The following is a 22,010-nucleotide window of genomic DNA, read 5'->3' on the forward strand; positions in this document are numbered from 1 at the left end:
TGACCGCCGCACGGCGGTCCACCACGCCTGCCCCGAATGCTAGCAGTTTCGGGAGCGGGCGCCGCGCTCCGGCAGCCGGTTCCGACAGGATGCTACAGCAGTCCACGCTCGGCGAAGGACACGATCCCATCGGCGACGATCACGTGGTCGAGCACACGCACATCGACCAGCCCCAGCGCCTCACTCAGGCGCCGCGTGATCGCCTCGTCGGCCCGCGAGGGCTCGGCCACCCCGGAGGGATGGTTGTGCGCCAGGATCACCGCCGCGGCATTGTGGTGCAGCACCCGGCGCACGACCTCGCGCGGATGCACGCTGGCGCCGTCGATGGTGCCGCGGAAAAGCTCCTCGAACGCGACCACCCGGTGCCGGTTGTCCAGGAACAGGCAGGCGAAGACCTCGAACGGATAGTCGCGCAACCGGGCGGACAGGAAGGCGCGCGTCGCCGCCGGCGAGGTAATCGCATCGCCTCGCTGCAACGATTCGGCCAGGTGCCTGCGCCCCATCTCCAGCACCGCCTGAAGCTGCGCGTACTTCGCATCCCCCAACCCCCGCGCATGGCAGAAGGCGTTCTGGTCGGCCTGCAGCAGCGGCCGCAGCCCGCCGAAATGGGCCAACAGTTCGCGCGCGAGATCCACCGCGCTCTTGCCAGCAACGCCGGTGCGCAGGAAGATCGCCAGCAGTTCCGCATCGGACAGCGCTGCCGGGCCGCGCCGCAGCAGCTTTTCCCGGGGACGGTCGTCCGCCGGCCAGTCCGCAATCGACATTCCCACCTCCGTGTGGCCGGTTGCACAGCGCGTTTCATACCATGCCCGCCGCCGCAGGCCAAGCGCGGGCGCGCGATACCGCGGCGAACTCGACCGCACCGGATGCGGCTCGCAGAGGGGTTTGCGGTAAGCTTTGCCGATGGCAAACGGGCAGACGCTGAAGATCCTGCTGGGCGTGAGCGGCGGCATCGCGGCCTACAAGGCCTGCGAGCTGGTGCGGCGGCTGCGCGATGCCGACTGCGAGGTCCGCGTGGTGATGACCCGCGCGGCCTGCGCTTTCGTGTCGCCACTGACTTTCCAGGCGTTGTCCGGCCTGCCGGTGCGCAGCGATCTGCTGGACGCCGAGGCGGAGAGCGGCATGGACCACATCGCGCTGGCGCGCTGGACCGACCGGGTCGTGATCGCACCGGCCACCGCGGACCTGATCGCGCGCATGGCCGCCGGCCTCGCCGACGACTTGCTGACCACACTGTGCCTGGCGACCGAGGCACCGATCCTGCTGGCCCCGGCGATGAACCGGGTGATGTGGGCACACCCGGCGACGCAGGCCAATCACCGTCTGCTGGCCGCCCGCGGTGTCCGGATGGTAGGCCCCGAACACGGCGACCAGGCCTGCGGAGAACACGGCGCCGGGCGCATGGCCGAACCCGCGGCGATCCTGCAGGCACTGCTCGATCCGCCCCCTGGACTGCTGTCAGGAAAGCGGGTGTTGATCACCGCCGGACCGACGCACGAGGCGATCGACCCGGTGCGTTTCATCGGCAACCGGAGTTCCGGGCGGATGGGCGTGGCGCTCGCCACGGCAGCGCGTGCCGCCGGCGCCCGGGTCTGCCTGGTGCACGGCCCCCTTGCGGTGCCGGTGCCCCCCGGAGTGCAGGCGGTGGCGGTGGACTCCGCCACCGCCATGCGTCGCGCGGTGTTCGACCATCTCGAGGGGGCCGATCTGTTCATTGCCGCGGCAGCCGTGGCCGACTATCGCCCGCGCGAGCCCGCGGGCCGGAAGCTGAAGAAGGATGCGCAGACGCTGACCCTGGAACTGGTGCGCAATCCGGACATCCTCGCCGAGGTCGCCGCGCGCCAGCCGCGCCCGTTCGTGGTCGGGTTCGCGGCCGAGACCCACGACCTGCGCCGGCACGCGCGCGCAAAACTCGAGCGCAAGGGCCTCGACATGATCGCCGCCAACGATGTCTCGGCCGGCCGCGCGATCGGCACACCCGACAACGCACTGACCGTGCTCTGGCCGGGTGGCGAACGCGAATTCGCCGGGCAGCCGAAGGAGACCCTGGCCCCGGCCCTGATCCGGCTGATCGCCGAACGCATGGCCGCAACGCCTGCGGCCACCCCATCCAGCTGACCGGGAGACCTGCCGATGCCCGTACCCGCGATCGCCGTTAAAATCCTCGACCCGCGCATCGGGGATGAGTTCCCGTTGCCGACTCCGGCCACATCAGGGTCTGCCGGGGTAGATCTGCGCGCCTGCCTGGACGCGGATTACGACCTGACACCGGGCGAGACGCTGCTGATCCCCACCGGCATCGCGATCCACATCGAGGATCCGGGTTTCGCCGCGCTGATCCTGCCGCGTTCGGGCCTCGGGCACCGGCACGGCATCGTGCTGGGCAACCTGGTAGGGCTGATCGACTCGGATTACCAGGGCCCGTTGATGGTGTCCTGCTGGAACCGCGGGGCGGAGCCTTTCCGGATCACGGTCGGGGAACGCATTGCGCAACTGGTGATCGTGCCGGTGGTCCAGCCGCGCTTTCACGTGGTGCAGGACTTCGACCAGAGCGATCGCGGCAGCGGCGGCTTTGGATCGTCCGGACGCCGCTGAGCGCACGGGAACGGAACCCGGCACGCGCCCGTTCCGCCGGCAGAACGCTGCGCGCCCACCCGCCCGTTCACGATAAGCCCGTTCACGATAAGATAAGGGCGTTCCCCGTTGTGAGCCTCCCGATGGACAAGACCACCGCCCAATCCGTCGCCCATGTGCTGATCGAGGCGCTGCCCTACATCCAGCGCTTCGCAGGCAAGACCATCGTGATCAAGTACGGTGGCAACGCGATGACCGAGGAACACCTGAAGTCCGGGTTCGCACGCGACGTGGTGCTGCTGAAGCAGGTCGGCGTGAACCCGGTGGTGGTTCACGGCGGCGGGCCCCAGATCGGCAACCTGCTGAAACGCCTGGGCAAGACCTCGGAGTTCATCCACGGCCTGCGGGTCACCGACCGCGAAACCATGGACGTGGTGCAGATGGTGCTTGGCGGCCTGGTCAACCAGGAAATCGTCGCGCTGATCAACCGCTTCGGGGGCCGCGCGGTCGGTCTGACCGGCAAGGACGGCCAGCTGATCCGTGCCCGACCGTTGCGCGAGATCAACGGGCCGGAGGGGCTGACCGCGGTCGATCTCGGGCTGGTCGGCGAGGTCGAGGGCGTCGATCCGGACATCGTGCACACGCTGGACCACAGCGCCTTCATTCCGGTGATCGCACCGATCGGCTTCGACCACAACGGCAACGCCTACAACATCAACGCGGACACCGCAGCGGAGAAACTCGCGGTCGTGCTGGACGCGGAGAAATTGTTCCTGCTGACCAACACACCCGGGGTTCTCGACGCCCAGGGGCAATTGCTCCCGCGCCTGAGCGCCGCCGAGGTCGACGACCTGACCCGCACCGGAGTGATCCACGGCGGCATGATCCCGAAAATCCAGTGCGCACTGGATGCGGTGCGCAGCGGGGTCACGGCCACGCATATCGTCGACGGGCGCGTCGAGCATGCGGTGTTGCTGGAATTGCTGACCAACGAAGGGGTGGGCACGCTGATCACCCGCTAGTGGGCCATGCGGGCAGCGCCCACAGCGTGCTTCAGACCGGCATATCCCGTCTAGCAGCCTGTCGGACTTCTTGGGCTGCTAGGGCCCGACCGGAACCGGCAGCACCAGCCGCTCGTAGTCCTGGATGTCTGCGGCGGCTTGCGCGCGGATGTCGTCCATCGCCGCGCGCTGGCGCTGCTGAAACGCTTGCTCCTGCGCGATGCGTCGGTCCAGATCAGCGAGTTCGCGGCGGTAGCGTTCGCGATTCTCGGGGCTCGCACGCGGATCGTCGAGCTGGGCGGCGATGCGGTCCCGTTCACGCTGCAGGGTCGCTTCCTGATTCGCGCTGAGCGCAAGCGTGTTGGCGACCAGCGCGAGCCTCCGGTCACGCTGTTCGATGATTTCGTCGACACTCGCAAAGGCATGGTGCAACTGGCGGACCCGGGCATTAAGCGCCCTGCCCTCCTCGATTCGGCGCGCCTGTTCTTGCTCCCGCCGTTGCATCTCGATTCGCTCCCGCTCGCGCTCGACTTCCTGGCGTTCCCGCTCCTCGGGTGTCATCGGAGCCGGCAACACGTCCCGCTCGATCCCGTGACGGTCGAGCACTCTGCGCTCGCGGTGGGCCGTTTCCGGTGGCGGCGTGGTCGTGAAATGCACGACCCCTGCGTCGTCCACCCAGCGGTAGATCTGCGCATCGACCAGCGAGGGCACCAGCAGCCATGGAACTAGAAGCCAGGCTTTGCGTATCGTCTGTGCGATGTCCATCCTCGATCACCTTGGTCTGATCCTGATCGCGCTGGTCGCCAACGGCCTTTCGGCTCTGGCCGGTGGCGGTGCCGGGCTGTTGCAACTGCCGGCGCTGATCTTCCTGGGGTTGCCGTTCCCGGTGGCGCTGGCGACCCACAAGATCGCGTCGGTCGCGCTGGGTGCCGGCGCCAGCGTCCGCCACCTCAAGGAAAACACATTCGACGCAGGGCGACTAGTACTGATCCTCGCCGCCGGATTACCCGGGGTGATCATCGGCGCATTGCTGGTGCTCGAGATTCCGCCTCGGGCCGGCGAGATCGCGCTCGGACTCCTGACCATCGGCCTGGGCTGGTACTCCTGGCGGCGCCCGCAGCTCGGCCAGGCGACTGTCACAGTCACCAGCGACTGGACCCATGCCACGACCGGCGCGCTGGGCCTGTTCCTGATCGGCGTCCTGAACGGCTCGCTGACCTCGGGCACCGGGCTGATGGTCACGCTCTGGCTGGTGCGCTGGTACGGCCTGTCGTACACGCAGGCAGTGGCCTACACCCTGGTGCTGGTCGGACTGTTCTGGAACGGGACCGGGGCGCTGGTGCTCGGTACGCTCGGAGAGGTGCGCTGGGACTGGCTTCCGGCGCTGCTGATCGGCAGCTTCGCAGGCGGATACCTGGGCGCCAGTCTCGCGCATCGCTACGGCAATCGGCTGGTCAAGCGGGTGTTCGAGATCGTGACGGTACTGACCGGCATCGCGCTGCTGCTTCCGGGTCCCTAGGAGCCTGTGAAGCGATGCGGGACACTCGGTGCCCACCGAGCACCGCCAGGGACATCAGATCCCCGGCGATTCGGCCCAGCCGAAAAGCCGCCCCGATCCCGCCGGCCCGGTGGCACCTGCGAGTTCGTCCCACAACGCCCGCGTCTGTGCGGGCAGTTGATCCCATACCCGGTTCAGGGCTTCCTGCCCCGGTCCGAGTTCCAGCCTTGCGCCGACCCGAAAATCGCTACCGTTCGGGTCGGTCGACCACTCCCGGGCCGCGGGATCCTCGATGCCGTGCAGAACGATCGCGCCGTCGATGCGCCCGGCTCCGCGGTCGACCTCGAACACCCCGCCGAGCACGATGATCAGGCCGGAAAAGTCCGGCGCCTGCTCCAGCGACAGCTTGCCCGTGACCACCAGGATCCCCGCACCCCGGACGCGCCCGGTCAGATGCAAGTCGATCGCCTGTCCGTCGGTCCCGCGGATGACCTGGATGCCCGGGCTTTCGAGGGATCCGAAATCGCCTGGCAGCGGGCCATCGTACGCCCCCGGTGTCCCGGCAATGCTATCGACCAATGCCCGCAGGCCTTCGGGATCGGACAGGCCGCTGTCCGCGGCGTCGATGCCGCCCGGAAGCCGCGCCAGCTGGTCGTCTTCCAGTTCCGAGCGCAGCCGTTCCGCGTCGTCGGCGCTCGCGGTCGTGATCGACGGTCCCGCAGCCGCTTCCGGCGATCCATGCAGAACCCGCAGATCCGGAGCCGTGTACTCTCCCAGCGGGCCGGCGACGGTGACCGGCGCGAGGCGATCCATCGACGCCGCCATCGGCCGGCGGTACCCGACGCGGATCTCGCGGGCCGTGAATCCGCCAACCGGCGCACCACGGCTGGCCATCCATACCACGTCACCGTCGAACCGAAGTTCGTCGACGGTCCATTGCAGCCCCGGGCGCGGCACGCGATCGAGCGTCCCGATGGCCGCGAGCGCGCCCGGCGCGTCGTTCCAGAAATGCCGATGGTTGGGCTCGCCGTCGGTAAACTCCTCCCACCAGCGCGCCGCCTGTACCCATCCGGCGTCGGCCGCCATGAAGACCTCGGCAACCTGCCGCTGGTTGGCGGCCAGCTGTTCGTTGACTCGTGCAAGTTCCATGCCGGTCAGCGCCACCAGACTCGCGATCGTGATCAACGACAGCACCACGATCAGCACCAGCCCCCGTTGCCCATCGGCACCCCGTTCCATCGCAATGCCTCCTCAGTCGGATGAATACTGCTCCAGCACCGCGTTGCGCAGGCCGGCCACGAACTCCAGACGATACGACGCTTCCGGCGCGCCCTGAGGGCTGCGCAGCACCAGTTCGACCCGCAGCGCCGCCGGGCGGCTCCAGTCCGCAGCACCGTCGGCATCCAGCGCCACTGCGGTCATCGCCTGCACGTGATCGACCAGTGGCTGGACCTGCGGGGGAACGGCATCGTTGCCGCAGCGCAGCTGCCCGTTGGCGACGCTGTAGACACTGGCGACCCATGGACCGACTTCGCCCAGGCAGTTCATTCCAGCCTTGCGCACGGTGAAGACCTGCTGGACGGCCTGATTCGGGTCGCCGGGTTCCAGCCCCGAAGAAAGGTCGAGTCCGCCAGTGGCGAGCAGACCAGCGGGCCGGATATCGCGAATCATGAAGTCGGCCGCGAACCGGAGGTTCTCCTTCAGCGAAGCGACACGATCCTGTTCCCAGGACACCTGGCGCACGCTCAGCGTCATCCCGGCGGCCGCTCCGGCCAGCAACAGGCCCAGCGCCATCGCCACCAGCAGCTCGACCAGCGAAAACGCGCGCTGTGGGTTCGCGGGGCACCCCCTGCGGCCACGGCGGCGGTACCCGTTCACGGCAGCGTCTCGGGCGGCAGGGTGAGGACATAGTCGAACGCACTGCGCCCGCCGGTCGCATCGTCGAAGCGCGTCTCCGCCCATGACACGGTGATCCGATGCCGATCGCCGTCACGGTCCACGGCGACCTGCAAATCGGGCAGGCAGACATGGCCATCGTCGGTCCCGCAGGAACGCTGCTCCTGCCAGTCCGCCAGCCAGTCGGTCTGGACCTGGCCATTGGCGACGCCCAGCCACAACCGCTCCGCGATGTCGATCGCGAAGACGCTGGCGACGGTGCGCTGGTAGGACGAATGGGTCGCCTGCAGCGTGCCCAACTGCAGCACGGCCAACCCCAGAAGCCCGAACGCGAACACCAGCAGTGCGATCAGCACTTCGATCAGCGTGAAGCCGCGGCGCGATCGGGAAACCGGCAGGATGGGGCATCGTGGCGCCGCCGAGGCAGGCCGCGGGGGCTTCGCGCCGCGCGCACACCGTAATCCGCCACGTACTGGCGCCGCAGGGATCGCCCGGCCCGACCGACGCATGCCGCAGCCCGTCACCAGCAGGAGGCCCCGGGATGGCCCGATGCCGTCCGTTGTCCGCGCTGATCCAGTTCCAGCCAGGCACAGTTGCCAGCGTCGGCCGCCTGCGGTCCGATCGGAACGGCGCGAAGACGGTAGGCGAGCGCAGCACGCGGCTCCGGCTCGATCAGCCGGTAATGCCCGTCCGGCGAGGTGTCGGGGATCGCGCAGTCGGGATGCAGATAGCTGCCGTTCAGGGTATGACAGCGTTCCAGCCGGTGGGCCGCCTGCAACAGTGCGGCCCGGGCATCCGCGCGCTGCGCCTTCAGCACCGTGTCGCGGTAGGACGGCCAGGCGATGGCCGCCAGCAGCGCGAGCACGGCGATCACCACCAGCAGTTCCACCAGGCTGAACCCTCGTGCCGCGCCGCGGTGGCGCCGCCGGATCTCCGGAGCCCGGCGCGCGGTCATGCGCAGCCTTCATGCTGCAGGCGCGGGCGGCCGGTGCGGCTGATCACGATCTGGCGGCCCGCGCGCGCGCCGCAGACGCTCAGCGTCCCCATCTGCAGCGCGCCGTTCGCGCGCCGCGTGGCGCCCAGACCGACATAGGAGACGTAGCGCCGCACCGGGCCGTTGCCGCTGATCGCGATACTGCCGGCCACCGCCTGCCCGACGGCCAACAGGGGGTCGCCTTCGTCCCGCGCCCCGGTTCCAGCAGTGTCGACGAACACGATCCAGCCCTGCTCCCAGCCGCCATTGGCTGCGCAGGTCGTGCCGTCCGCGCTGTTGCACAGCGTGACCCGGGCGTTGCGCCGGATCGCCTCCGAACGCGTGAAATGGAGTGCGGAGACGAGCCGATTGGTCGCGCTGACCAGACGCGCGTCGTCGGCCCAGTTCCCGAACCTGGGCACGCCCAGGGTCAGCAGCACACCGAGCACCGCAATCGTGACGAGGAGTTCTACCAGGGTAAGGCCCGCTTCCCTGCGCATCGTTGGCCTCCATCCATGAGGCTTGAAACCGCTACCGATTCAGAATAGCGCGCGCCCGACACGAAGTGAAGGCCGCGTGCGGTTCCGGTGTCACCGCGTCGATGGCGCAGGAAGCAGGCGCTGGTGCTTGCGCCCCGTCCCCGGACCGGCGCACTCGTCCCGGCAGATCATCCTGCGCCCGGGGGGGAACCCCGGGTCACGACGCATCGACGGCGGGCGCGGGCTTCTCAGGCGCTGGCCCGAGCCGCGCGCTTGCGCTCGTGCTCGAGCAGGAATTTCTTGCGGATGCGGATGTTCTCGGGTGTGACTTCGACGAGCTCGTCTTCATCGATGAATTCGATCGCCTGCTCCAGCGTCATCCGGATCGGCGGCGTCAGCAGGATGTTCTCGTCGGAGCCGGATGCGCGGATGTTGGTGAGCTGCTTGGCCTTCAGCGGGTTCACCACGAGGTCGTTGTCGCGCGAGTGGATGCCGATCACCATGCCCTCGTAGACATCCTCGCCCGGGCCGATGAACAGACGCCCGCGGTCCTGCAGGTTGAACAGCGCGTATCCGAGTGCCTTGCCGGCACCGTTGGCGATCAGCACCCCGTTGTTGCGCGCGCCGATCGCGCCCGCGCGGTACGGTCCGTAGTGCTCGAACACGTGATGGAGAATGCCGGTGCCCGAGGTCGTGGTCAGGAACTCGGTCTGGAAACCGATCAGTCCGCGCGAGGGCATCACGTAGTCCAGCCGCACGCGGCCCTTGCCGTCGGGCACCATATCCTGCAGTTCGCCACGGCGGGTGCCCAGCGCCTCCATCACCGCACCCTGGTGCGCCTCCTCGATGTCGATCGCGACCCGTTCGTAGGGTTCGCAGATCTCGCCCTCGATCTCGCGCAGCACCACCTCGGGGCGGGACACACCGAGCTCGTAGCCCTCGCGCCGCATGTTCTCGATCAGAATGCCGAGGTGCAGCTCGCCGCGTCCGGAGACCTTGAACTTGTCGGCGTCGTCGGTTTCCTCCACGCGCAGCGCGACGTTGTGCTTGAGCTCCTCGAGCAGACGGTCGCGCAGCACGCGCGAGGTCACGTACTTGCCCTCGCGGCCCGCGAACGGCGAGGTGTTCACCTGGAAAGTCATGCTGACGGTGGGCTCGTCGACGGTCAGCGGCGGCAGCCCTTCGGCGCATGCCGGGTCGCAGAGCGTGTCCGAAATGTAGAGCTCGTCCATCCCGGTGAAGGTGATGATGTCGCCGGCCGCCGCCTCCGCCACCTCGATTCGCTGCAGCCCGTGGAAGCCCATGATCTGCAGCACGCGCCCGTTGCGGACATGGCCGGCGCGGTCGACCACTTTGACCGGGGTGTTGCTGCGAATGCGGCCACGGCGGATCCGGCCGATGCCGATCAGACCCTGGTAGCTGTTGTAGTCCAGCGACGAGACCTGCATCTGGAACGGGCCGGCCTCATCGACGTCCGGCGGCGGCACGCGCTCGACGATGGTCTCGAACAGACAGTTCATGTCGCCTGCGCGAACGTCCGGTTCGAGGCCTGCATAACCCTGCAGCGCAGATGCGTAGACGATGGGGAAGTCCAGCTGCTCGTCGGTCGCGCCAAGGCGGTCGAACAGGTCGAAGACCTGGTCGATGACCCAGTCCGGACGGGCGCCGGGCCGATCGATCTTGTTCACCACCACGATGGGTTTGAACCCCATCGCGAAGGCCTTCGATGTCACGAAGCGGGTCTGCGGCATCGGGCCGTCGACCGCGTCGACCAGCAGCAGCACCGAATCGACCATCGACAGCACTCGCTCGACCTCGCCACCGAAGTCCGCGTGCCCCGGCGTGTCGACGATGTTGATCCGGTAGTCCTGCCAGCGGATCGCGGTGTTCTTCGCGAGGATGGTGATGCCGCGTTCCTTCTCGATGGCATTGGAATCCATCACGCGCTCGCCCTGCTCGGTACGGGCGTCGAGGGTGCCGGACTGGCGCAGCAACTGGTCGACGAGAGTGGTCTTGCCATGATCGACGTGGGCGATGATGGCGATATTGCGAAGGTTCGCGGTCATGCGGGGCGGACTCGAAAGAGAAAAGGGCGCGGATTATACCCGTTTCCCGCTGTCGCTGCCGCGCAAATCCCCGCTCGCGCTCCGCCGAAACCGCGGCAGGAGCGGTCGATCATTCCTCCGGCGGCGGCAGCTGCAGGTGAAAGCCCTTGGACTCGAGGTTGGCGAGCACGGTCGCGGTGTCCTCCTGCGCGAGACGCCGCTCGGGGGGCAGATCGAACGCGAGCGCGAACTCGAGCCGGCCGAGCGCGTCGAGCAGCGCCTGCGGGACACCGGCGAAGTCATCGCGTCGCGGCAGATACACGTAGGTGCCGGGTCTGCGGCTGCTGTGATAGACGTAACAGTGCACCACGCGGTTCAGTCCTCGAGATAGGTGTAGCCGGTCAGGCCGTGTTCGAGTTCCGAGAGCAGCGCCCCGGCCTCGGCGCCGCGCAGGCCGATCGCGTAGATCTTGTCGCGGTAGGCCCGGCGCAGCGCGTCGGGTTCGAAATGCACATAGCGCAACAGTTCGTCGACGGTATCGCCGCGTTCCGGGTCGAGCAGCCGGTAGCCACCGTCCTCGGTGAGCTCGACGTTGATCGAATCGGTGTCGCCGAACAGGTTGTGCAGGTCGCCGAGGATCTCCTGGTAGGCCCCGACTAGGAAAATCCCGAGGAAATACTCCTCGCCGTCGCGCCAGGGATGCAGCGCCAGCGTGCTGGTGGTCGTTTCGCCCTCGACGTAGCGGTCGACATGCCCGTCCGAGTCGCAGGTCAGATCCTGCAGCACCGCCCGGCGCGCGGGCGGCTCGTCGAGACGGTGCAGCGGCAGCACGGGAAACACCTGGTCGATCGCCCAGGCATCCGGGATCGACTGAAACACCGAAAAATTGCAGAAGTACTTGTCTGCGAGCTTGTCGACCAGTTCGGTTCGGATCTCGCCGGGCAGCGTGGCACCCTCCCGTTGCAGCAGCCGCTGGCAGATCACGAAATACAGCTCTTCGGCGCGGGCACGGTCCTCCAACGACAGCAGGCCACGAGCGAAGCGCGCCTGCGACTCGGAGAGCCCGTACGCGGCATCGTGATAGATCTCCGAGGCCGGGCGGCGATCATCTTCGAGCAGAGCGCGCATATCGGCCAGCACCGAAGGTTCGCCAGGCTCCGCGGCAGCCGGCGCCGTCGCTCCGGGCGCGCGTTCGCAGTCGATCACGTTGGTGATCAGCACCGCGTGATGCGCGGTCATCGCGCGGCCGGACTCGGTAAAGATCTCGGGCATCGGCCGATGCTGATCGCGGCAGATCTGCGCCAGCGGGCGCAGGATGTTCAGCGCATACTCCTCGACCGAGTAATTCATCGAACAGTCGTTGCGCGAGCGCGTGCCCTCGTAGTCGACCCCGAGGCCGCCGCCGACATCGACCACCTGCAGCTGCGCACCGGCGTCGTTCAGCGCCGCGAAGTAGTGTGCGGCCTCGCCCATGCCGGCCTGGATATCCCGGATGTTCGCGATCTGCGACCCCATGTGGAAATGCAGCAGCTGCAGCTGCGCCAGCCAATCCATCTCCCGGAGCCGTTCCAGCAGGTGCAACACATCGGCCGCGGACAGGCCGAACTTGGCCTTCTCGCCTCCCGTGTTCTGCCATTTCCCCTTGCCGATCGACGCCAGACGCACGCGCAGGCCGAGCAGCGGCGCAATCCCCATGTCCGCCGACTGACGGATGACTTCCTCGAGCTCCGAAGGCTTCTCGACGACGATGTAGACCCGGTGCCCAAGCCGCCGCCCGATCAGCGCGAGGCGCACGTACTCGCGGTCCTTGTAGCCATTGCAGACGATCACCGCGCCCGCCGGGGCGAGCGCCAGCACCGCCATCAATTCGGGCTTGGAACCTGCCTCCAGGCCCACCCGGGCGCCGGGCTCGGACAGGATGCGCCGCATCACGGAATGCTGCTGGTTGACCTTGATCGGGTAGATCGCGGTATAGCCGCCGTCGTAGTCGAGTTCTTCCGCCGCCCGGGCGAAGGCCTGGGTCAGGCGCTGCACCCGCGAACCGAGGATGTCCTGGAAACGCACCAGCACCGGCGGGCCGATGTGCTCCTGACGCAGGCGCTGCGCCAATTCGAACAGGTCGACACCGGGGTGTTCGGGCCAGTCCGGGCGGCGCATCACCACATGGCCGCGATCGTTGATATCGAAGAAACCGCCGTTCCAGTGCTCGATGCTGTAGGCGCGTCGCGCCTGCTCCAGCGTCCAGTCGGATTCGTTCATGCATGCTCCCCGGGGTATCCCGCGTTCCCTCTTCCCGACCTTCGCCCGCCGGCAACGGGCACCTGCCGTTCCCGGCCCCGGCCCGATCCGCCAGACCAGGGGGTGAGGGGCCGGCGTCGAAACCGTATCATACGCGCCACCCACCGCCGGAGCCCGCAGACGATGACCCTAGACGAGAACTGGTTCAGCGAACCCCATCAGGACATCATTGGTTTTTCCCTGCGCATCAGGGAGAAGCTGCACGAGGAACAGACCCCGTTCCAGAAGATCGAGATCTACGACACCGTGGGCTTCGGCAAGCTGATGGTGATCGACGGCTGCGTGATGCTGACCGACCGCGACAACTTCATCTACCACGAGATGATGGCCCACCCGGTGCTGTTCGCGCACCCGGCCCCGAAGAACGTGCTGATCATCGGCGGCGGCGACTGCGGCACATTGCGCGAGGTGCTGAAACACGACTGCGTACGCCTGGCCACGCAGGTCGACATCGACGAGCGGGTGACCCGGCTGGCCGAGCAGTACTTCCCTCAGCTGTGCGACTCCAACGACGACCCGCGCGCACGACTGCGGTTCGACGACGGGATCGCTCACGTGAAGAACGCCGAACCCGGTTCGGTCGACGTGATCATCGTGGATTCGACCGACCCGGTCGGACCGGCCGAGGGGCTGTTCTCCACCGCCTTCTACCGGGACTGCCTGCGCGCCCTGGGACGCGACGGGCTGCTGGTGCAGCAGAGCGAATCGCCGCTCCTGCATGCCGACCCCATCATCCGGCCGATGCACGACAGCCTGCGGGCCGCGGGTTTCGCGGACATCAGGACGATCCACTTCCCGCAGGCCAGCTACCCCTCAGGCTGGTGGACCGCGACGATTGCGGCGAAGGACGGCCGCGTCGGGTTCCACCGGGAACAGGCGGCAGAGGCCCTTGCGTTTCAGACCGAATACTACAACGCCGCGATCCACCGGGCCGCCGGAGCCACCCCCGAGTTCCTGCGCCGGAAGCTGCAGGGCTGAGCCGCGCGCCACACGGTGGCGAATCGCGGGGCGTGCCGCCAAGCCGTCTTCGGAAATCCGTCCGGTGCCGGTGTCACTCCCAGCGGCGGCGCTCGTCGTGCTCGTGCGCTTCCTGGGCCTCGACGCTCAGCGTCGCGATCGGGCGCGCCTCCAGGCGCGCGAGTCCGATCGGTTCGCCGGTCTCCTCGCAGTAGCCGTATTCGCCGAGGTCGATCCGGCGCAGCGCCGAGTCGATCTTGCCGATCAGCTTGCGGTAGCGATCCCGCGTGCGCAGTTCGAGGCTCGCTTCGGATTCGTGGGTTGCGCGGTCGTTCGGGTCGGCCTCCTGCCAGTTCTCGGTACGCAGATGCTCGAGGGTCTCCTCCGATTCCGCGATCAATTCCTCGCGCCACGCCTGGAGTTTGCGCCGAAAGTACTCGAGCTGGCGCGGATTCATGTACGGCTCGTCAGCCGAGGGCCGGTATTCAGAGGGTGCTGTATCCATGCCGACTTCCTTCACCTGGGATGCCGCGACCGAATCACGGACGCGGGAAACGGTACTCGTTTTTGATGCAATCCGACCAGTATAGTCGAACCCATGGCGCAAGGGCGCCAACGTGGCAACGCCCGGCCCACGGGCGAACATGAGGGACAGCAACGTGGCGACGACACCACCGACCGCAACCCTGGTCCAGATCACCGATACCCACCTCGGCCGCAGCCCGAGACCGCTGCGTCCCGGGTACCCGGACAGCGATGCCCAGCTCGAGGCGGTACTCGCCGACATCGAGGCGCGCCTGCCGCCCGCTGCACTGCTGCTCGTGACCGGGGATCTCGCCGAGGACCCCGAGGCGCAGGCCTACCGGCGGCTGGAGGCACGTCTCGCCGCGCTCGGCGCACCCATCCTTGCGCTCGCGGGGAATCATGACGACCCGGGGCTGGCCCGGCAGACCTTCGTCGCCGCGGGTCACGGATTCGACGGCGACATCCGGCTCGGCAACTGGCTGATCGTCGGTCTGGACTCGTGCTGGCCGGGACACACCGCCGGGCGGCTGCGACCGGAGGAACTCGACCGGCTCGAGGAATGCCTCGCCCGCCATCCGGAGTGCTGGGTGCTGGTGGCGGTCCACCACCCGGTGGTACCGGTCGGCAGCCTGTGGCTGGATGCGATCGGATTGCGCAACGGCAGCGACCTGCTCGCGGTGCTGGAACGCCATCCGCGTGTGCGGGCCTGCGTGTTCGGGCATATCCACCAGCCGTTCGACGCGATGCACGGGCACATACGGCTGCTCGGCAGCCCGTCCACCTGCGTGCAGTTCCTGCCCGGATCGGAGGATTTCGCACTCGATCCGGACGATGCCGGCTATCGCGTGCTGACCCTGCACCCGGATGGGCGTCTCGAAACCGATGTCCGGCGCGTGGCCGGCACCGGCCCCCTGCCGGCATGAATGCCGCAGCGATCGAGCCGCGCCCCGACCCGCGGGCGGACGCGCTGAACCACTGGCTACGGGAAATCGACCCGGGCTTCGCGCCGGCATGGCCGCTGGGCAGCGATGCCAGCTTCCGGCGATATTTCCGGAGCCGGCGCGGCGACCAGAGCGTCGTGATCATGGACGCGCCCCCCGAACGCGAAGACATCGGGCCCTTCCTGCAGGTGGCGGGCATCCTGCACGCGCTGGGCCTGAGGGCGCCGCGGATCCTGGCCAGCGACCCGGCGCGGGGATTCCTCCTGCTCGAGGATCTGGGCGACCGCACTTTCACTCGAGCTCTCGCCGCCGGGGCATCCGAGTCCGCGCTGTACCGACTCGCGGCCGATACCCTGCACGCCCTGCAACTGCGCTGGGCGCAACAAGGGCCAGGGCTGGAACCGAGCGGGCTGCCGGCCTACGGCCCCGAACTGCTGCTGCGCGAGGTCCGGCTGTTCGTCGACTGGTACTGGCCGGAAGCCTGGGGCCACGCTGCCGAGCCGGCGCTGCGAAGCGAATACGAACAAGCCTGGCACGAAACCCTGGCTGCGCTGCCGGAACTGCCGCCCACCCTGGTGCTGCGCGATTTCCATGTCGACAACCTGATGCTGCTGGCGGATGGACAGGGCGTCGAATCCTGCGGGCTGCTCGACTTCCAGGACGCCGTGCTCGGCAGCCCCGCCTACGACCTCGTGTCGCTGCTCGAGGATGCCCGTCGCGACGTATCCCCGCAGGTGCAGGAGGCGCTGCTCGACGCCGCCCTTGCGACTGGGCCCTGGCCGCGCGCGGCGTTCCTGCATCACTACCGCGTGCTGGGGGTGCAGCGCACGGTCAAGATCATCGGGATTTTCACCCGCCTCGCACGCCGCGACGGCAAGCCCGGCTACCAGGTGCACCAACCGCGCTTGTGGCGGCTGCTCGACCGCGGCCTGCGGGCACAGGAGGTCGCGCCGGTGGCGCGCTGGTTCCGCTCGCACTTCGACCGCGCGGGGCAACCGTGCGCGCGATGATCCTGGCAGCGGGACGCGGCGAACGCATGCGACCGCTGACCGACCACACGCCCAAGCCCCTGCTCGAAGCCGGAGGCGCCGCGCTGATCGAGCACGGTATTCGGCGCCTGCACGCCGCCGGTTACCAGGAAATCGTGATCAACGTGGCACACCTCGGGGAACGCATCGTGGAACGGATCGGCGACGGCAGCCGGTTCGGGGTCGGGATCCGATACTCGCGCGAACCCGCGGGGGCGCTGGAAACGGCTGGCGGAATCCGCGAGGTTCTGGACTGGCTCGGCCCCGGGCCGTTCCTGGCGATCAATGCCGACATCTGGTGCGACCACCCGCTGACCCCGCCGGCGCTCGGGGACGAAACCCTCGCCCACCTGGTGCTGGTGGACAATCCCGCGCACCACCCGGCCGGGGATTTCGCGCTGAACGGCAGCAGAGTCGCGCTCGCCGGCACGCGCCGTTACACCTTCAGCGGCATCGGCTGGTACCGGCCGGAACTGTTCGCGGCGCTGCCCCGGGGCCGTAGCCCGCTCGCACCCGTGCTGCGATCGGCGATCGCTGCGGGCGCGGTCGGCGGAGAGCATTATCGCGGCACCTGGGTCGATGTCGGCACACCCGAGCGCCTGCGCGCGCTCGACGTGGCGCTTCGGACCGAAGCGGGTCCGACCGACGGACAAAAAAAACCCGGCCTGCGCCGGGTCAACGCTCCGTAGAGCACCCTCGCTAGAGGGTCGGGGGAGAGAGGAACTCAGGGTTTGACATAGATGTAGCCCTGACGTTGCAGATCCGAAAGCCGCGCGACGCCGCTGTGCACGACATCGGCGTCGCGGGCATCGTAGAGCGCGTCCACCGGTATCTGCCGCCGGGCCAACGTGTGCCCGCAGACCTCGAAGCGCACGCCCTGCAGCTTCAGCGCATCAATGCCGTCCCGGATCGGCGCGTCGTGATTCGCGGCCAGCAACAGATCGACGCCGCCACCGTGCAACACGACGCGGATCTCCAGGTTCTCGGCACCAACGGAATCAATGTGATCCTGCACCCTTTGCAATGCATTCCGCTGCGTTTCGGTATCGCTGCGGTTCACGTGATAGACCACGCGCGAACGACCCGGTCCGGCCCACGCGACGCTACCGGCAGCCGCAGCCGCCAACAGCACGAACAGCAACCCGCGATGGAAACGGCGCCGTTCGGCGCACGCCGGTTCCGGCGGCCGTTCGAGTGCGCCGCTCCGCGCTGCGTGAGCGCCACCGCACGCGGCTGCCGTTCCCGAAAAGCGCCTGTGGACCGCGTCAGACACGGATGTACGTCCACCCCTGCTGCTGTCGCTGGGCGGCCTCGCGTACGCCCGACTCGACCTCCTCGACCCAGGGCAGGAACTCGATCATGCGGCCCTCCTGCCGTTCGTGGCGGGCGCGAGACTGACCGCAAGCGGTGATCCTGAGCCCGGGGTAGGTATGCACCAGCTCCCGGATCCGGTTCGGAAACGGCGCGAGATCCGCGCGCACCAGATCCATCGCGTTGCCGTGCACCACGACCTGCACCTCGAGATCCTGGCCGTGCAGCCACGCCGTCTCGAACATGTACTCGATGTCGTCCAACAGCACCTCGGCATCGTCGATCTGGACATCGGTCACATGCAGGAGCACCTGGTCACCCCGCTCGCCGGCGGCCGGGACGGCCGCCGCGTCCCGGTCCGGCGCGGCCGCCAACGGCTGTGGCCCGTCGGCCGTCTGCTCGCGCGTGATCTCGAGCACTGCGATGGTGCCCACCGCCAGCGCCACGAGGCTGGCAGCCACCACGGTCAACCAGGTCCCCGTGCGGCGCTCCCCGGTCCGGCACTGCCGGATATCGGGATCCGGAAGCGTATCGGGACGATAGGCCATGGCCACGAGCTCTTTCAGCTGGTAGAGATCGCAGACATCACGGCTCAGGGACTCGTCCGCCGCGATGGACTTCAGCGTTCCCAACCGATCCTCAGGAGAGAACTCGCCATCCACGAACGCATTCAGGATCTCTTCGCTGGGACGACGGTCACTCATTGGTGTTCCTGATCAGTCGGAGTGCCGGAGACTGCTGGCCCGCCTGCTCCTGCAAGAGCTTGCGCAGCTGCCCGCGGGCACGGCTCAGCCGGCTCATCACGGTTCCGATCGGCACGCCCAGTACCTCCGAGACCTCGGCATACGCAAAACCCTCGATATCGACCAGCGATATCACCTGCCGATGGTCGTCACTGAGCCGGGCCATCGCCCGGCGGACGTCCAGCACCACGCGGCCGCGCTCGGTATGGGTTTCCGGGCAAGCGTCGTCACAGGGCAGCTCGAGGTCGTCCACGTCCACCGTGTCGCGCTGGCGCCGGCCCCAGTCCCGGTAGCAGTTGGTCATGATGCGGAACACCCAGGCCTTCAGGGCCGCTTCGTCCTGCAGCGTCTTCAGGCCAGTCAGCGCCTTGATCATCGCTTCCTGAACCAGATCGTCGGCCAGGGCGGCATCGTGACACCAAGCGAACGCCGTTCTGTAGAGTTGTGGACGCAAGTCACACACCTGTTGACGCAAACGTCGCTGCCTGAGCCACGCTGCCATGGTCATCTCCTCACCCGACCGTCATCGCGATCTTGCGTGTTCTTGTAGGCTGTAGGACGCTTGTCCTCCAGCCGCTATTCCAGCCGCTTATTCTGCTGGACCGGGCCCAGTGACCCCGAAAAGCAGGGCACTGCCTGCGGATTCGACCGCGAAACGGTCCGCGGGTTGCGTGAATCCTGGGGCCGCCAGATGGTCTTGGTGGTAGGGACCGCTACCGGGAACCCTACCATGGGGAGCTGCCGCGGCTGCGCAAGCGGGAATCGAAGGTCGGGGCTTGGAGTGTTTCCAGTCCGAATGCCTGGCGTTCGGGCAACGCTGGCCCGCCGTCCGTCAGCGGCGCGACAGCATTGGAGCGCACCACTCGAATGCCTCTGCGACGAGGCCCACGAGGACGACGAGTGAGGAAGTGATGGGCGAGGAAATCAGCGAAGACCGGTTCACCGCGGAGGACGACCGGCGCTTCGCCCGCAATCTCGAGCGCGAGACGCAGCGCCTGGGCCATTGGCTACGCAGCCAGGAGGATCCAGGTCCCGGACAGCCTCGGATCGGCTTTGAGATCGAGGCCTGGCTGATCGACGAGGCCTGCCAGCCGCTGCCCCGGAACGAGGCCTTCCTGGAGGCCTTTGCGAGCCCGCTGGCCACGCTGGAGCTCGCCCAGTTCAATGTCGAACTCAATTCCAGCGTATTTCGCACCGGCCCGGACTGTTTCTGCGAGATGATGACCGAACTGGCGGAAACCCTGCGCCGCGCCGAGCGGGCCGCCGAGCAGATCGGCGGCCACATCCTGCTGGCCGGCTCGCTGCCCACGCTGACCCCGGAACAGCTCGGCCTGCATCACATGTCGCGGCGCACCCGTTTCCGCGCGTTGAATGCAGCGGTACTGGAACGCCGCGCCCAGCGGCCGCTGCGCCTGGATATCGAGGGCCACGAGCACCTGCGCCACGAACACTGCGACGTGATGCTGGAAGCCGCGGCGACCTCGTTTCAGATTCACATCGAGACCGCACCCGCGGTGGCGCACCGCGTCTACAACGCCGCGCTGGCCGCATCCGGCCCGGTGCTGGCCGCGGCCGGGAACACCCCGTTCGTGTTCTCGAAACGGTTGTGGGAGGAAACGCGGATCCCGCTGTTCGAGCAGGCGGTCGAGGTCGGCGGCTTTGGCGAGTCGGCCCGCGGGCCGCTGCGCCGGGTGACCTTTGGCAGCGGCTATCTGCGCGAAAGCATCATCGAAGCGTTCGCCGAGAACCTGGAACACTTCCCGGTGCTGCTGCCCAGCCGGTTACCCGAGAACGATCCCGGTCTGCCCCACCTGCGCCTGCACAACGGTACCATCTGGCGCTGGAACCGGCCGATCCTGGGCATCGATCCGGATGGCAGCTTCAACCTGCGCATCGAACACCGCAGCCTGCCCGCCGGCCCGACCCTGCCCGACATGCTGGCCAATGCCGCGCTTTTGCTGGGACTGGTCGAACACCTGGTAGCGAGCCCCGGCGCGGGCCACGGTACGCTTCCGTTCGCAAGCGCCCGCGACAACTTCTACGCGGCGGCGCGCTACGGGCTGAAGGGGCGACTGCAGTGGGACGGCCAAGCGTCCCGACCGGCACGGCAACTGCTGCAGCACCAACTCCTCCCACGGGCGGCGGAGGGACTCGACCGGCTCGGGATCGACGCCAACGAACGCGATCACCTGCTCGGCATCATCGCGGCCCGGATCGAATCGGGCCAGACCGGCAGTGTCTGGCAGCAGCAGTGGGTCGACCGGCACGGCCGCGACATGACCGCGTTGACGCGCGCGTACCGTGCCTGGCAGGCCACCGGCCGACCGGTACACAGCTGGAGCCTATGATGGAGCCATCGCCGTTCGACGAGCTTCACGGCCTTCCGGACGGGTTCCTGGACGCGCTCCCCGAGACGCTGCACCGGATCCTGCCCCGGCCCGCGATCATACGGCTTCCGGGGCTGCGGCAACCGGCACTCGCCGTGGTCCTGATGCTGCATGGCAACGAGCCGGTGGGTCTGCAGGCGGTGCAACGGCTGCTGCGCCGGTATGCCGGCCGAGCGCTGCCGCGCGCGCTGACGCTGGTCGTCGGCAACGTGCGCGCCGCGGCACTCGGTCAGCGCCACCTCGACGACCAGCCAGACTTCAACCGCATCTGGCCCGGCACCGAACACCCGGGATCACCCGAGGCGGCGATGTTCGGCCGGATCATCGAGCGGCTGCAGCAAGACAGGCTCTTTGCCGCGATCGACCTGCACAACAACACCGGCCGCAACCCCCACTATGCCTGTGTCAACCGTCTCGGGAACGCGTTCCTCAGCCTTGCCGCCATGTTCGGCCGCACCGTGGTCTATTTCACCCGGCCGCGCGGGGTGGCGTCGATGGCGCTGGCCGGGCTCGCCCCGTCGGTCACGCTGGAATGCGGCCATCCGGGCGAGGAGGCGGGGATCGCGCACGCAACGGAATTCGTCGATACGGTACTGCAGCTGGAACGGTTCCCGGAGCACGCGCCCGCTGCGCAGGCAATCGAGATTTTCCACACCGTTGCCCAGGTTCGCGTGCGCCCCGGCCTGCACATCGGCGTCGGCACCTCCGCCGACGTAACATTGGAGCCCGGCCTCGACGAACTGAACTTTCAGATGCTACCCACAGGCACGCGGCTGGTGCGCCAGGCCCGCGCCGGGCTCAACGCGCTGATCGCAACCGCCCCGGACGGGCGCGACGTCACCCGGGAATACCTGGACGAGGTCGGCCCGGACCTGTTGTTGCGCCAGCCGATCATGCCTTCGATGCTGACATTGGACACACGCGTGATCGCGCAGGACTGCCTGTGCTACCTGATGGAACCGATGGATCTCCGGCAGGCCACTCGGAGCTGACGGCGGCGCGCGGCGGGGCTTTCAGGCCTCGCGCTCGACCCGCTCCAGCACCTGGGACACGTGGTCGCCCCTGCGGTAGTTGGGGAGGGTGCGAGACATCTCGGCCAGCGCGCGCTCGCGTGCGCCCTCGCTGTCGAACCAGCGGAACGACTCCCATTCCGGCCCGAGCAGATGCGGTGCCCGTAGCGTGCTGTCTTCGGGGAGCGTGATGCGAATACCGTAGCGTTTCATCAGCGTTTCATCGACGGGGCCGGGCGCACGGAAGAGATGATGGCTACGCCCCGATTCGAACCGGGGAGCCCCAGCATCATGAGTGGAGACGTGCAGATGGTACCCCCCTGCCCCAGATCGGCGCAAACCGG

Annotated in this window: 25 protein-coding genes; 10 read left to right on the forward strand and 15 right to left on the reverse strand. The window is 68.1% G+C overall.

Annotated elements, in window-relative coordinates:
• Positions 1–92: 92 nt before the first annotated feature.
• Positions 93–764, reverse strand: coding sequence for a RadC family protein (gene radC / locus THITH_RS15200; RefSeq protein ID WP_006746954.1), 672 nt, complete (start codon positions 762–764; stop codon positions 93–95).
• Between the two features lie 139 nt (positions 765–903).
• On the opposite strand from radC, the gene coaBC reads away from it, so the two are divergent.
• The 3 genes from coaBC to argB all read left to right on the forward strand — a co-directional run bounded on the left by coaBC (position 904) and on the right by argB (position 3,596).
• On the forward strand, positions 904–2,118 hold the full coding sequence (gene coaBC / locus THITH_RS15205) for a bifunctional phosphopantothenoylcysteine decarboxylase/phosphopantothenate--cysteine ligase CoaBC (RefSeq protein ID WP_006746953.1): 1,215 nt from the start codon (positions 904–906) through the stop codon (positions 2,116–2,118).
• Between the two features lie 15 nt (positions 2,119–2,133).
• Complete coding sequence (dut, locus tag THITH_RS15210) at positions 2,134–2,595, forward strand: dUTP diphosphatase (RefSeq protein WP_006746952.1); 462 nt, start codon at positions 2,134–2,136, stop codon at positions 2,593–2,595.
• A 122-nt stretch (positions 2,596–2,717) separates the two neighbouring features.
• The gene (gene argB / locus THITH_RS15215; protein ID WP_006746951.1) at positions 2,718–3,596 is read left to right on the forward strand and encodes an acetylglutamate kinase; all 879 of its coding nucleotides are present in this window, start codon (positions 2,718–2,720) and stop codon (positions 3,594–3,596) included.
• A gap of 78 nt (positions 3,597–3,674) precedes the next feature.
• On the opposite strand, the gene THITH_RS15220 is transcribed toward argB, so the two are convergent.
• Positions 3,675–4,340: a DUF4124 domain-containing protein gene (locus tag THITH_RS15220; protein ID WP_025367621.1), complete on the reverse strand. Its 666-nt coding sequence runs from the start codon at positions 4,338–4,340 to the stop codon at positions 3,675–3,677.
• Between THITH_RS15220 and THITH_RS15225 the strand changes: the two genes are divergently transcribed.
• A complete protein-coding gene (locus tag THITH_RS15225) occupies positions 4,333–5,094 on the forward strand; it encodes a sulfite exporter TauE/SafE family protein (protein ID WP_006746949.1) in 762 nt (253 codons plus the stop codon). The genes THITH_RS15220 and THITH_RS15225 overlap by 8 nt on opposite strands.
• A gap of 54 nt (positions 5,095–5,148) precedes the next feature.
• Here THITH_RS15225 and THITH_RS15230 read toward each other — a convergent pair whose 3' ends face one another.
• The 8 genes from THITH_RS15230 to speA form a co-directional block, all read right to left on the reverse strand.
• Complete coding sequence (locus THITH_RS15230; protein ID WP_006746948.1) at positions 5,149–6,312, reverse strand: pilus assembly PilX family protein; 1,164 nt, start codon at positions 6,310–6,312, stop codon at positions 5,149–5,151.
• Between the two features lie 12 nt (positions 6,313–6,324).
• On the reverse strand, positions 6,325–6,951 hold the full coding sequence (locus tag THITH_RS15235; RefSeq protein WP_006746947.1) for a prepilin-type N-terminal cleavage/methylation domain-containing protein: 627 nt from the start codon (positions 6,949–6,951) through the stop codon (positions 6,325–6,327).
• Complete coding sequence (gene pilV, locus THITH_RS15240; RefSeq protein ID WP_041483898.1) at positions 6,948–7,370, reverse strand: type IV pilus modification protein PilV; 423 nt, start codon at positions 7,368–7,370, stop codon at positions 6,948–6,950. Before pilV ends, THITH_RS15235 begins: the two co-directional genes overlap by 4 nt.
• 119 nt (positions 7,371–7,489) lie before the next feature.
• The gene (locus THITH_RS15245; RefSeq protein WP_006746945.1) at positions 7,490–7,924 is read right to left on the reverse strand and encodes a type IV pilin protein; all 435 of its coding nucleotides are present in this window, start codon (positions 7,922–7,924) and stop codon (positions 7,490–7,492) included.
• A complete protein-coding gene (locus THITH_RS15250; protein ID WP_006746944.1) occupies positions 7,921–8,442 on the reverse strand; it encodes a GspH/FimT family pseudopilin in 522 nt (173 codons plus the stop codon). Before THITH_RS15250 ends, THITH_RS15245 begins: the two co-directional genes overlap by 4 nt.
• A 227-nt stretch (positions 8,443–8,669) precedes the next feature.
• The gene (gene typA, locus THITH_RS15255) at positions 8,670–10,487 is read right to left on the reverse strand and encodes a translational GTPase TypA (RefSeq protein WP_006746943.1); all 1,818 of its coding nucleotides are present in this window, start codon (positions 10,485–10,487) and stop codon (positions 8,670–8,672) included.
• A gap of 109 nt (positions 10,488–10,596) precedes the next feature.
• The gene (locus THITH_RS15260) at positions 10,597–10,833 is read right to left on the reverse strand and encodes a YcgL domain-containing protein (RefSeq protein ID WP_041483899.1); all 237 of its coding nucleotides are present in this window, start codon (positions 10,831–10,833) and stop codon (positions 10,597–10,599) included.
• Between the two features lie 8 nt (positions 10,834–10,841).
• On the reverse strand, positions 10,842–12,725 hold the full coding sequence (gene speA / locus THITH_RS15265; RefSeq protein WP_006746941.1) for a biosynthetic arginine decarboxylase: 1,884 nt from the start codon (positions 12,723–12,725) through the stop codon (positions 10,842–10,844).
• A gap of 162 nt (positions 12,726–12,887) precedes the next feature.
• On the opposite strand from speA, the gene speE reads away from it, so the two are divergent.
• Positions 12,888–13,742 carry a polyamine aminopropyltransferase gene (speE, locus tag THITH_RS15270; RefSeq protein ID WP_006746940.1) on the forward strand — a complete coding sequence of 285 codons (855 nt, stop codon included), beginning with the start codon at positions 12,888–12,890 and terminating at the stop codon, positions 13,740–13,742.
• A 73-nt stretch (positions 13,743–13,815) separates the two neighbouring features.
• On the opposite strand, the gene dksA is transcribed toward speE, so the two are convergent.
• Positions 13,816–14,226, reverse strand: a complete 411-nt coding sequence (dksA, locus tag THITH_RS15275; protein WP_006746939.1) for an RNA polymerase-binding protein DksA — start codon at positions 14,224–14,226, stop codon at positions 13,816–13,818.
• Positions 14,227–14,365: 139 nt separating this feature from the next.
• On the opposite strand from dksA, the gene THITH_RS15280 reads away from it, so the two are divergent.
• Genes THITH_RS15280 through murU form a run of 3 tightly spaced genes read left to right on the forward strand, consistent with a single transcriptional unit; the run spans position 14,366 to position 16,904 of the window.
• Positions 14,366–15,169, forward strand: coding sequence for a metallophosphoesterase (locus THITH_RS15280; protein WP_198019454.1), 804 nt, complete (start codon positions 14,366–14,368; stop codon positions 15,167–15,169).
• The gene (locus THITH_RS15285; protein WP_006746937.1) at positions 15,166–16,197 is read left to right on the forward strand and encodes an aminoglycoside phosphotransferase family protein; all 1,032 of its coding nucleotides are present in this window, start codon (positions 15,166–15,168) and stop codon (positions 16,195–16,197) included. Before THITH_RS15280 ends, THITH_RS15285 begins: the two co-directional genes overlap by 4 nt.
• Positions 16,194–16,904 (forward strand): N-acetylmuramate alpha-1-phosphate uridylyltransferase MurU, encoded by a 711-nt coding sequence (gene murU, locus THITH_RS15290; RefSeq protein ID WP_006746936.1) that lies wholly within the window; start codon positions 16,194–16,196, stop codon positions 16,902–16,904. Before THITH_RS15285 ends, murU begins: the two co-directional genes overlap by 4 nt.
• Positions 16,905–16,939: 35 nt before the next feature.
• On the opposite strand, the gene THITH_RS15295 is transcribed toward murU, so the two are convergent.
• The 3 genes from THITH_RS15295 to THITH_RS15305 all read right to left on the reverse strand — a co-directional run bounded on the left by THITH_RS15295 (position 16,940) and on the right by THITH_RS15305 (position 18,771).
• On the reverse strand, positions 16,940–17,347 hold the full coding sequence (locus THITH_RS15295) for a DsrE family protein (RefSeq protein WP_232222210.1): 408 nt from the start codon (positions 17,345–17,347) through the stop codon (positions 16,940–16,942).
• A gap of 133 nt (positions 17,348–17,480) precedes the next feature.
• Positions 17,481–18,230, reverse strand: coding sequence for a hypothetical protein (locus THITH_RS15300; RefSeq protein WP_006746934.1), 750 nt, complete (start codon positions 18,228–18,230; stop codon positions 17,481–17,483).
• On the reverse strand, positions 18,223–18,771 hold the full coding sequence (locus tag THITH_RS15305; RefSeq protein WP_006746933.1) for an RNA polymerase sigma factor: 549 nt from the start codon (positions 18,769–18,771) through the stop codon (positions 18,223–18,225). The genes THITH_RS15300 and THITH_RS15305 overlap by 8 nt, the downstream gene beginning before the upstream one ends.
• 409 nt (positions 18,772–19,180) lie before the next feature.
• Between THITH_RS15305 and THITH_RS15310 the strand changes: the two genes are divergently transcribed.
• Both THITH_RS15310 and THITH_RS15315 read left to right on the forward strand, forming a co-directional pair.
• Positions 19,181–20,617, forward strand: a complete 1,437-nt coding sequence (locus tag THITH_RS15310) for a hypothetical protein (protein WP_006746932.1) — start codon at positions 19,181–19,183, stop codon at positions 20,615–20,617.
• Positions 20,617–21,648: a M14 family metallopeptidase gene (locus THITH_RS15315; protein ID WP_006746931.1), complete on the forward strand. Its 1,032-nt coding sequence runs from the start codon at positions 20,617–20,619 to the stop codon at positions 21,646–21,648. The genes THITH_RS15310 and THITH_RS15315 overlap by 1 nt, the downstream gene beginning before the upstream one ends.
• A 21-nt stretch (positions 21,649–21,669) precedes the next feature.
• On the opposite strand, the gene THITH_RS15320 is transcribed toward THITH_RS15315, so the two are convergent.
• Positions 21,670–21,879, reverse strand: coding sequence for a hypothetical protein (locus THITH_RS15320; RefSeq protein ID WP_006746930.1), 210 nt, complete (start codon positions 21,877–21,879; stop codon positions 21,670–21,672).
• Positions 21,880–22,010 lie beyond the last annotated feature (131 nt).

Source organism: Thioalkalivibrio paradoxus ARh 1 (assembly GCF_000227685.2).
GTDB classification, from domain to species: Bacteria; Pseudomonadota; Gammaproteobacteria; order Ectothiorhodospirales; family Ectothiorhodospiraceae; genus Thioalkalivibrio; species Thioalkalivibrio paradoxus.

Bases quoted from the DNA above. Each gene is read 5' to 3' on its own strand.
- murU (WP_006746936.1), top strand. From the start codon at position 16,194: ATGATCCTGGCAGCGGGACGCGGCGAACGCATGCGACCGCTGACCGAC.
- THITH_RS15245 (WP_006746945.1), bottom strand. From the start codon at position 7,924: ATGACCGCGCGCCGGGCTCCGGAGATCCGGCGGCGCCACCGCGGCGCG.
- typA (WP_006746943.1), bottom strand. From the start codon at position 10,487: ATGACCGCGAACCTTCGCAATATCGCCATCATCGCCCACGTCGATCAT.
- speA (WP_006746941.1), bottom strand. From the start codon at position 12,725: ATGAACGAATCCGACTGGACGCTGGAGCAGGCGCGACGCGCCTACAGC.
- dksA (WP_006746939.1), bottom strand. From the start codon at position 14,226: ATGGATACAGCACCCTCTGAATACCGGCCCTCGGCTGACGAGCCGTAC.
- coaBC (WP_006746953.1), top strand. From the start codon at position 904: ATGGCAAACGGGCAGACGCTGAAGATCCTGCTGGGCGTGAGCGGCGGC.
- THITH_RS15315 (WP_006746931.1), top strand. From the start codon at position 20,617: ATGGAGCCATCGCCGTTCGACGAGCTTCACGGCCTTCCGGACGGGTTC.
- THITH_RS15305 (WP_006746933.1), bottom strand. From the start codon at position 18,771: ATGGCAGCGTGGCTCAGGCAGCGACGTTTGCGTCAACAGGTGTGTGAC.
- THITH_RS15280 (WP_198019454.1), top strand. From the start codon at position 14,366: ATGAGGGACAGCAACGTGGCGACGACACCACCGACCGCAACCCTGGTC.
- THITH_RS15310 (WP_006746932.1), top strand. From the start codon at position 19,181: ATGGGCGAGGAAATCAGCGAAGACCGGTTCACCGCGGAGGACGACCGG.
- THITH_RS15320 (WP_006746930.1), bottom strand. From the start codon at position 21,879: ATGAAACGCTACGGTATTCGCATCACGCTCCCCGAAGACAGCACGCTA.
- speE (WP_006746940.1), top strand. From the start codon at position 12,888: ATGACCCTAGACGAGAACTGGTTCAGCGAACCCCATCAGGACATCATT.
- THITH_RS15285 (WP_006746937.1), top strand. From the start codon at position 15,166: ATGAATGCCGCAGCGATCGAGCCGCGCCCCGACCCGCGGGCGGACGCG.
- radC (WP_006746954.1), bottom strand. From the start codon at position 764: ATGTCGATTGCGGACTGGCCGGCGGACGACCGTCCCCGGGAAAAGCTG.
- THITH_RS15300 (WP_006746934.1), bottom strand. From the start codon at position 18,230: ATGAGTGACCGTCGTCCCAGCGAAGAGATCCTGAATGCGTTCGTGGAT.
- argB (WP_006746951.1), top strand. From the start codon at position 2,718: ATGGACAAGACCACCGCCCAATCCGTCGCCCATGTGCTGATCGAGGCG.
- dut (WP_006746952.1), top strand. From the start codon at position 2,134: ATGCCCGTACCCGCGATCGCCGTTAAAATCCTCGACCCGCGCATCGGG.
- THITH_RS15250 (WP_006746944.1), bottom strand. From the start codon at position 8,442: ATGCGCAGGGAAGCGGGCCTTACCCTGGTAGAACTCCTCGTCACGATT.
- THITH_RS15225 (WP_006746949.1), top strand. From the start codon at position 4,333: ATGTCCATCCTCGATCACCTTGGTCTGATCCTGATCGCGCTGGTCGCC.
- THITH_RS15230 (WP_006746948.1), bottom strand. From the start codon at position 6,312: ATGGAACGGGGTGCCGATGGGCAACGGGGGCTGGTGCTGATCGTGGTG.
- THITH_RS15220 (WP_025367621.1), bottom strand. From the start codon at position 4,340: ATGGACATCGCACAGACGATACGCAAAGCCTGGCTTCTAGTTCCATGG.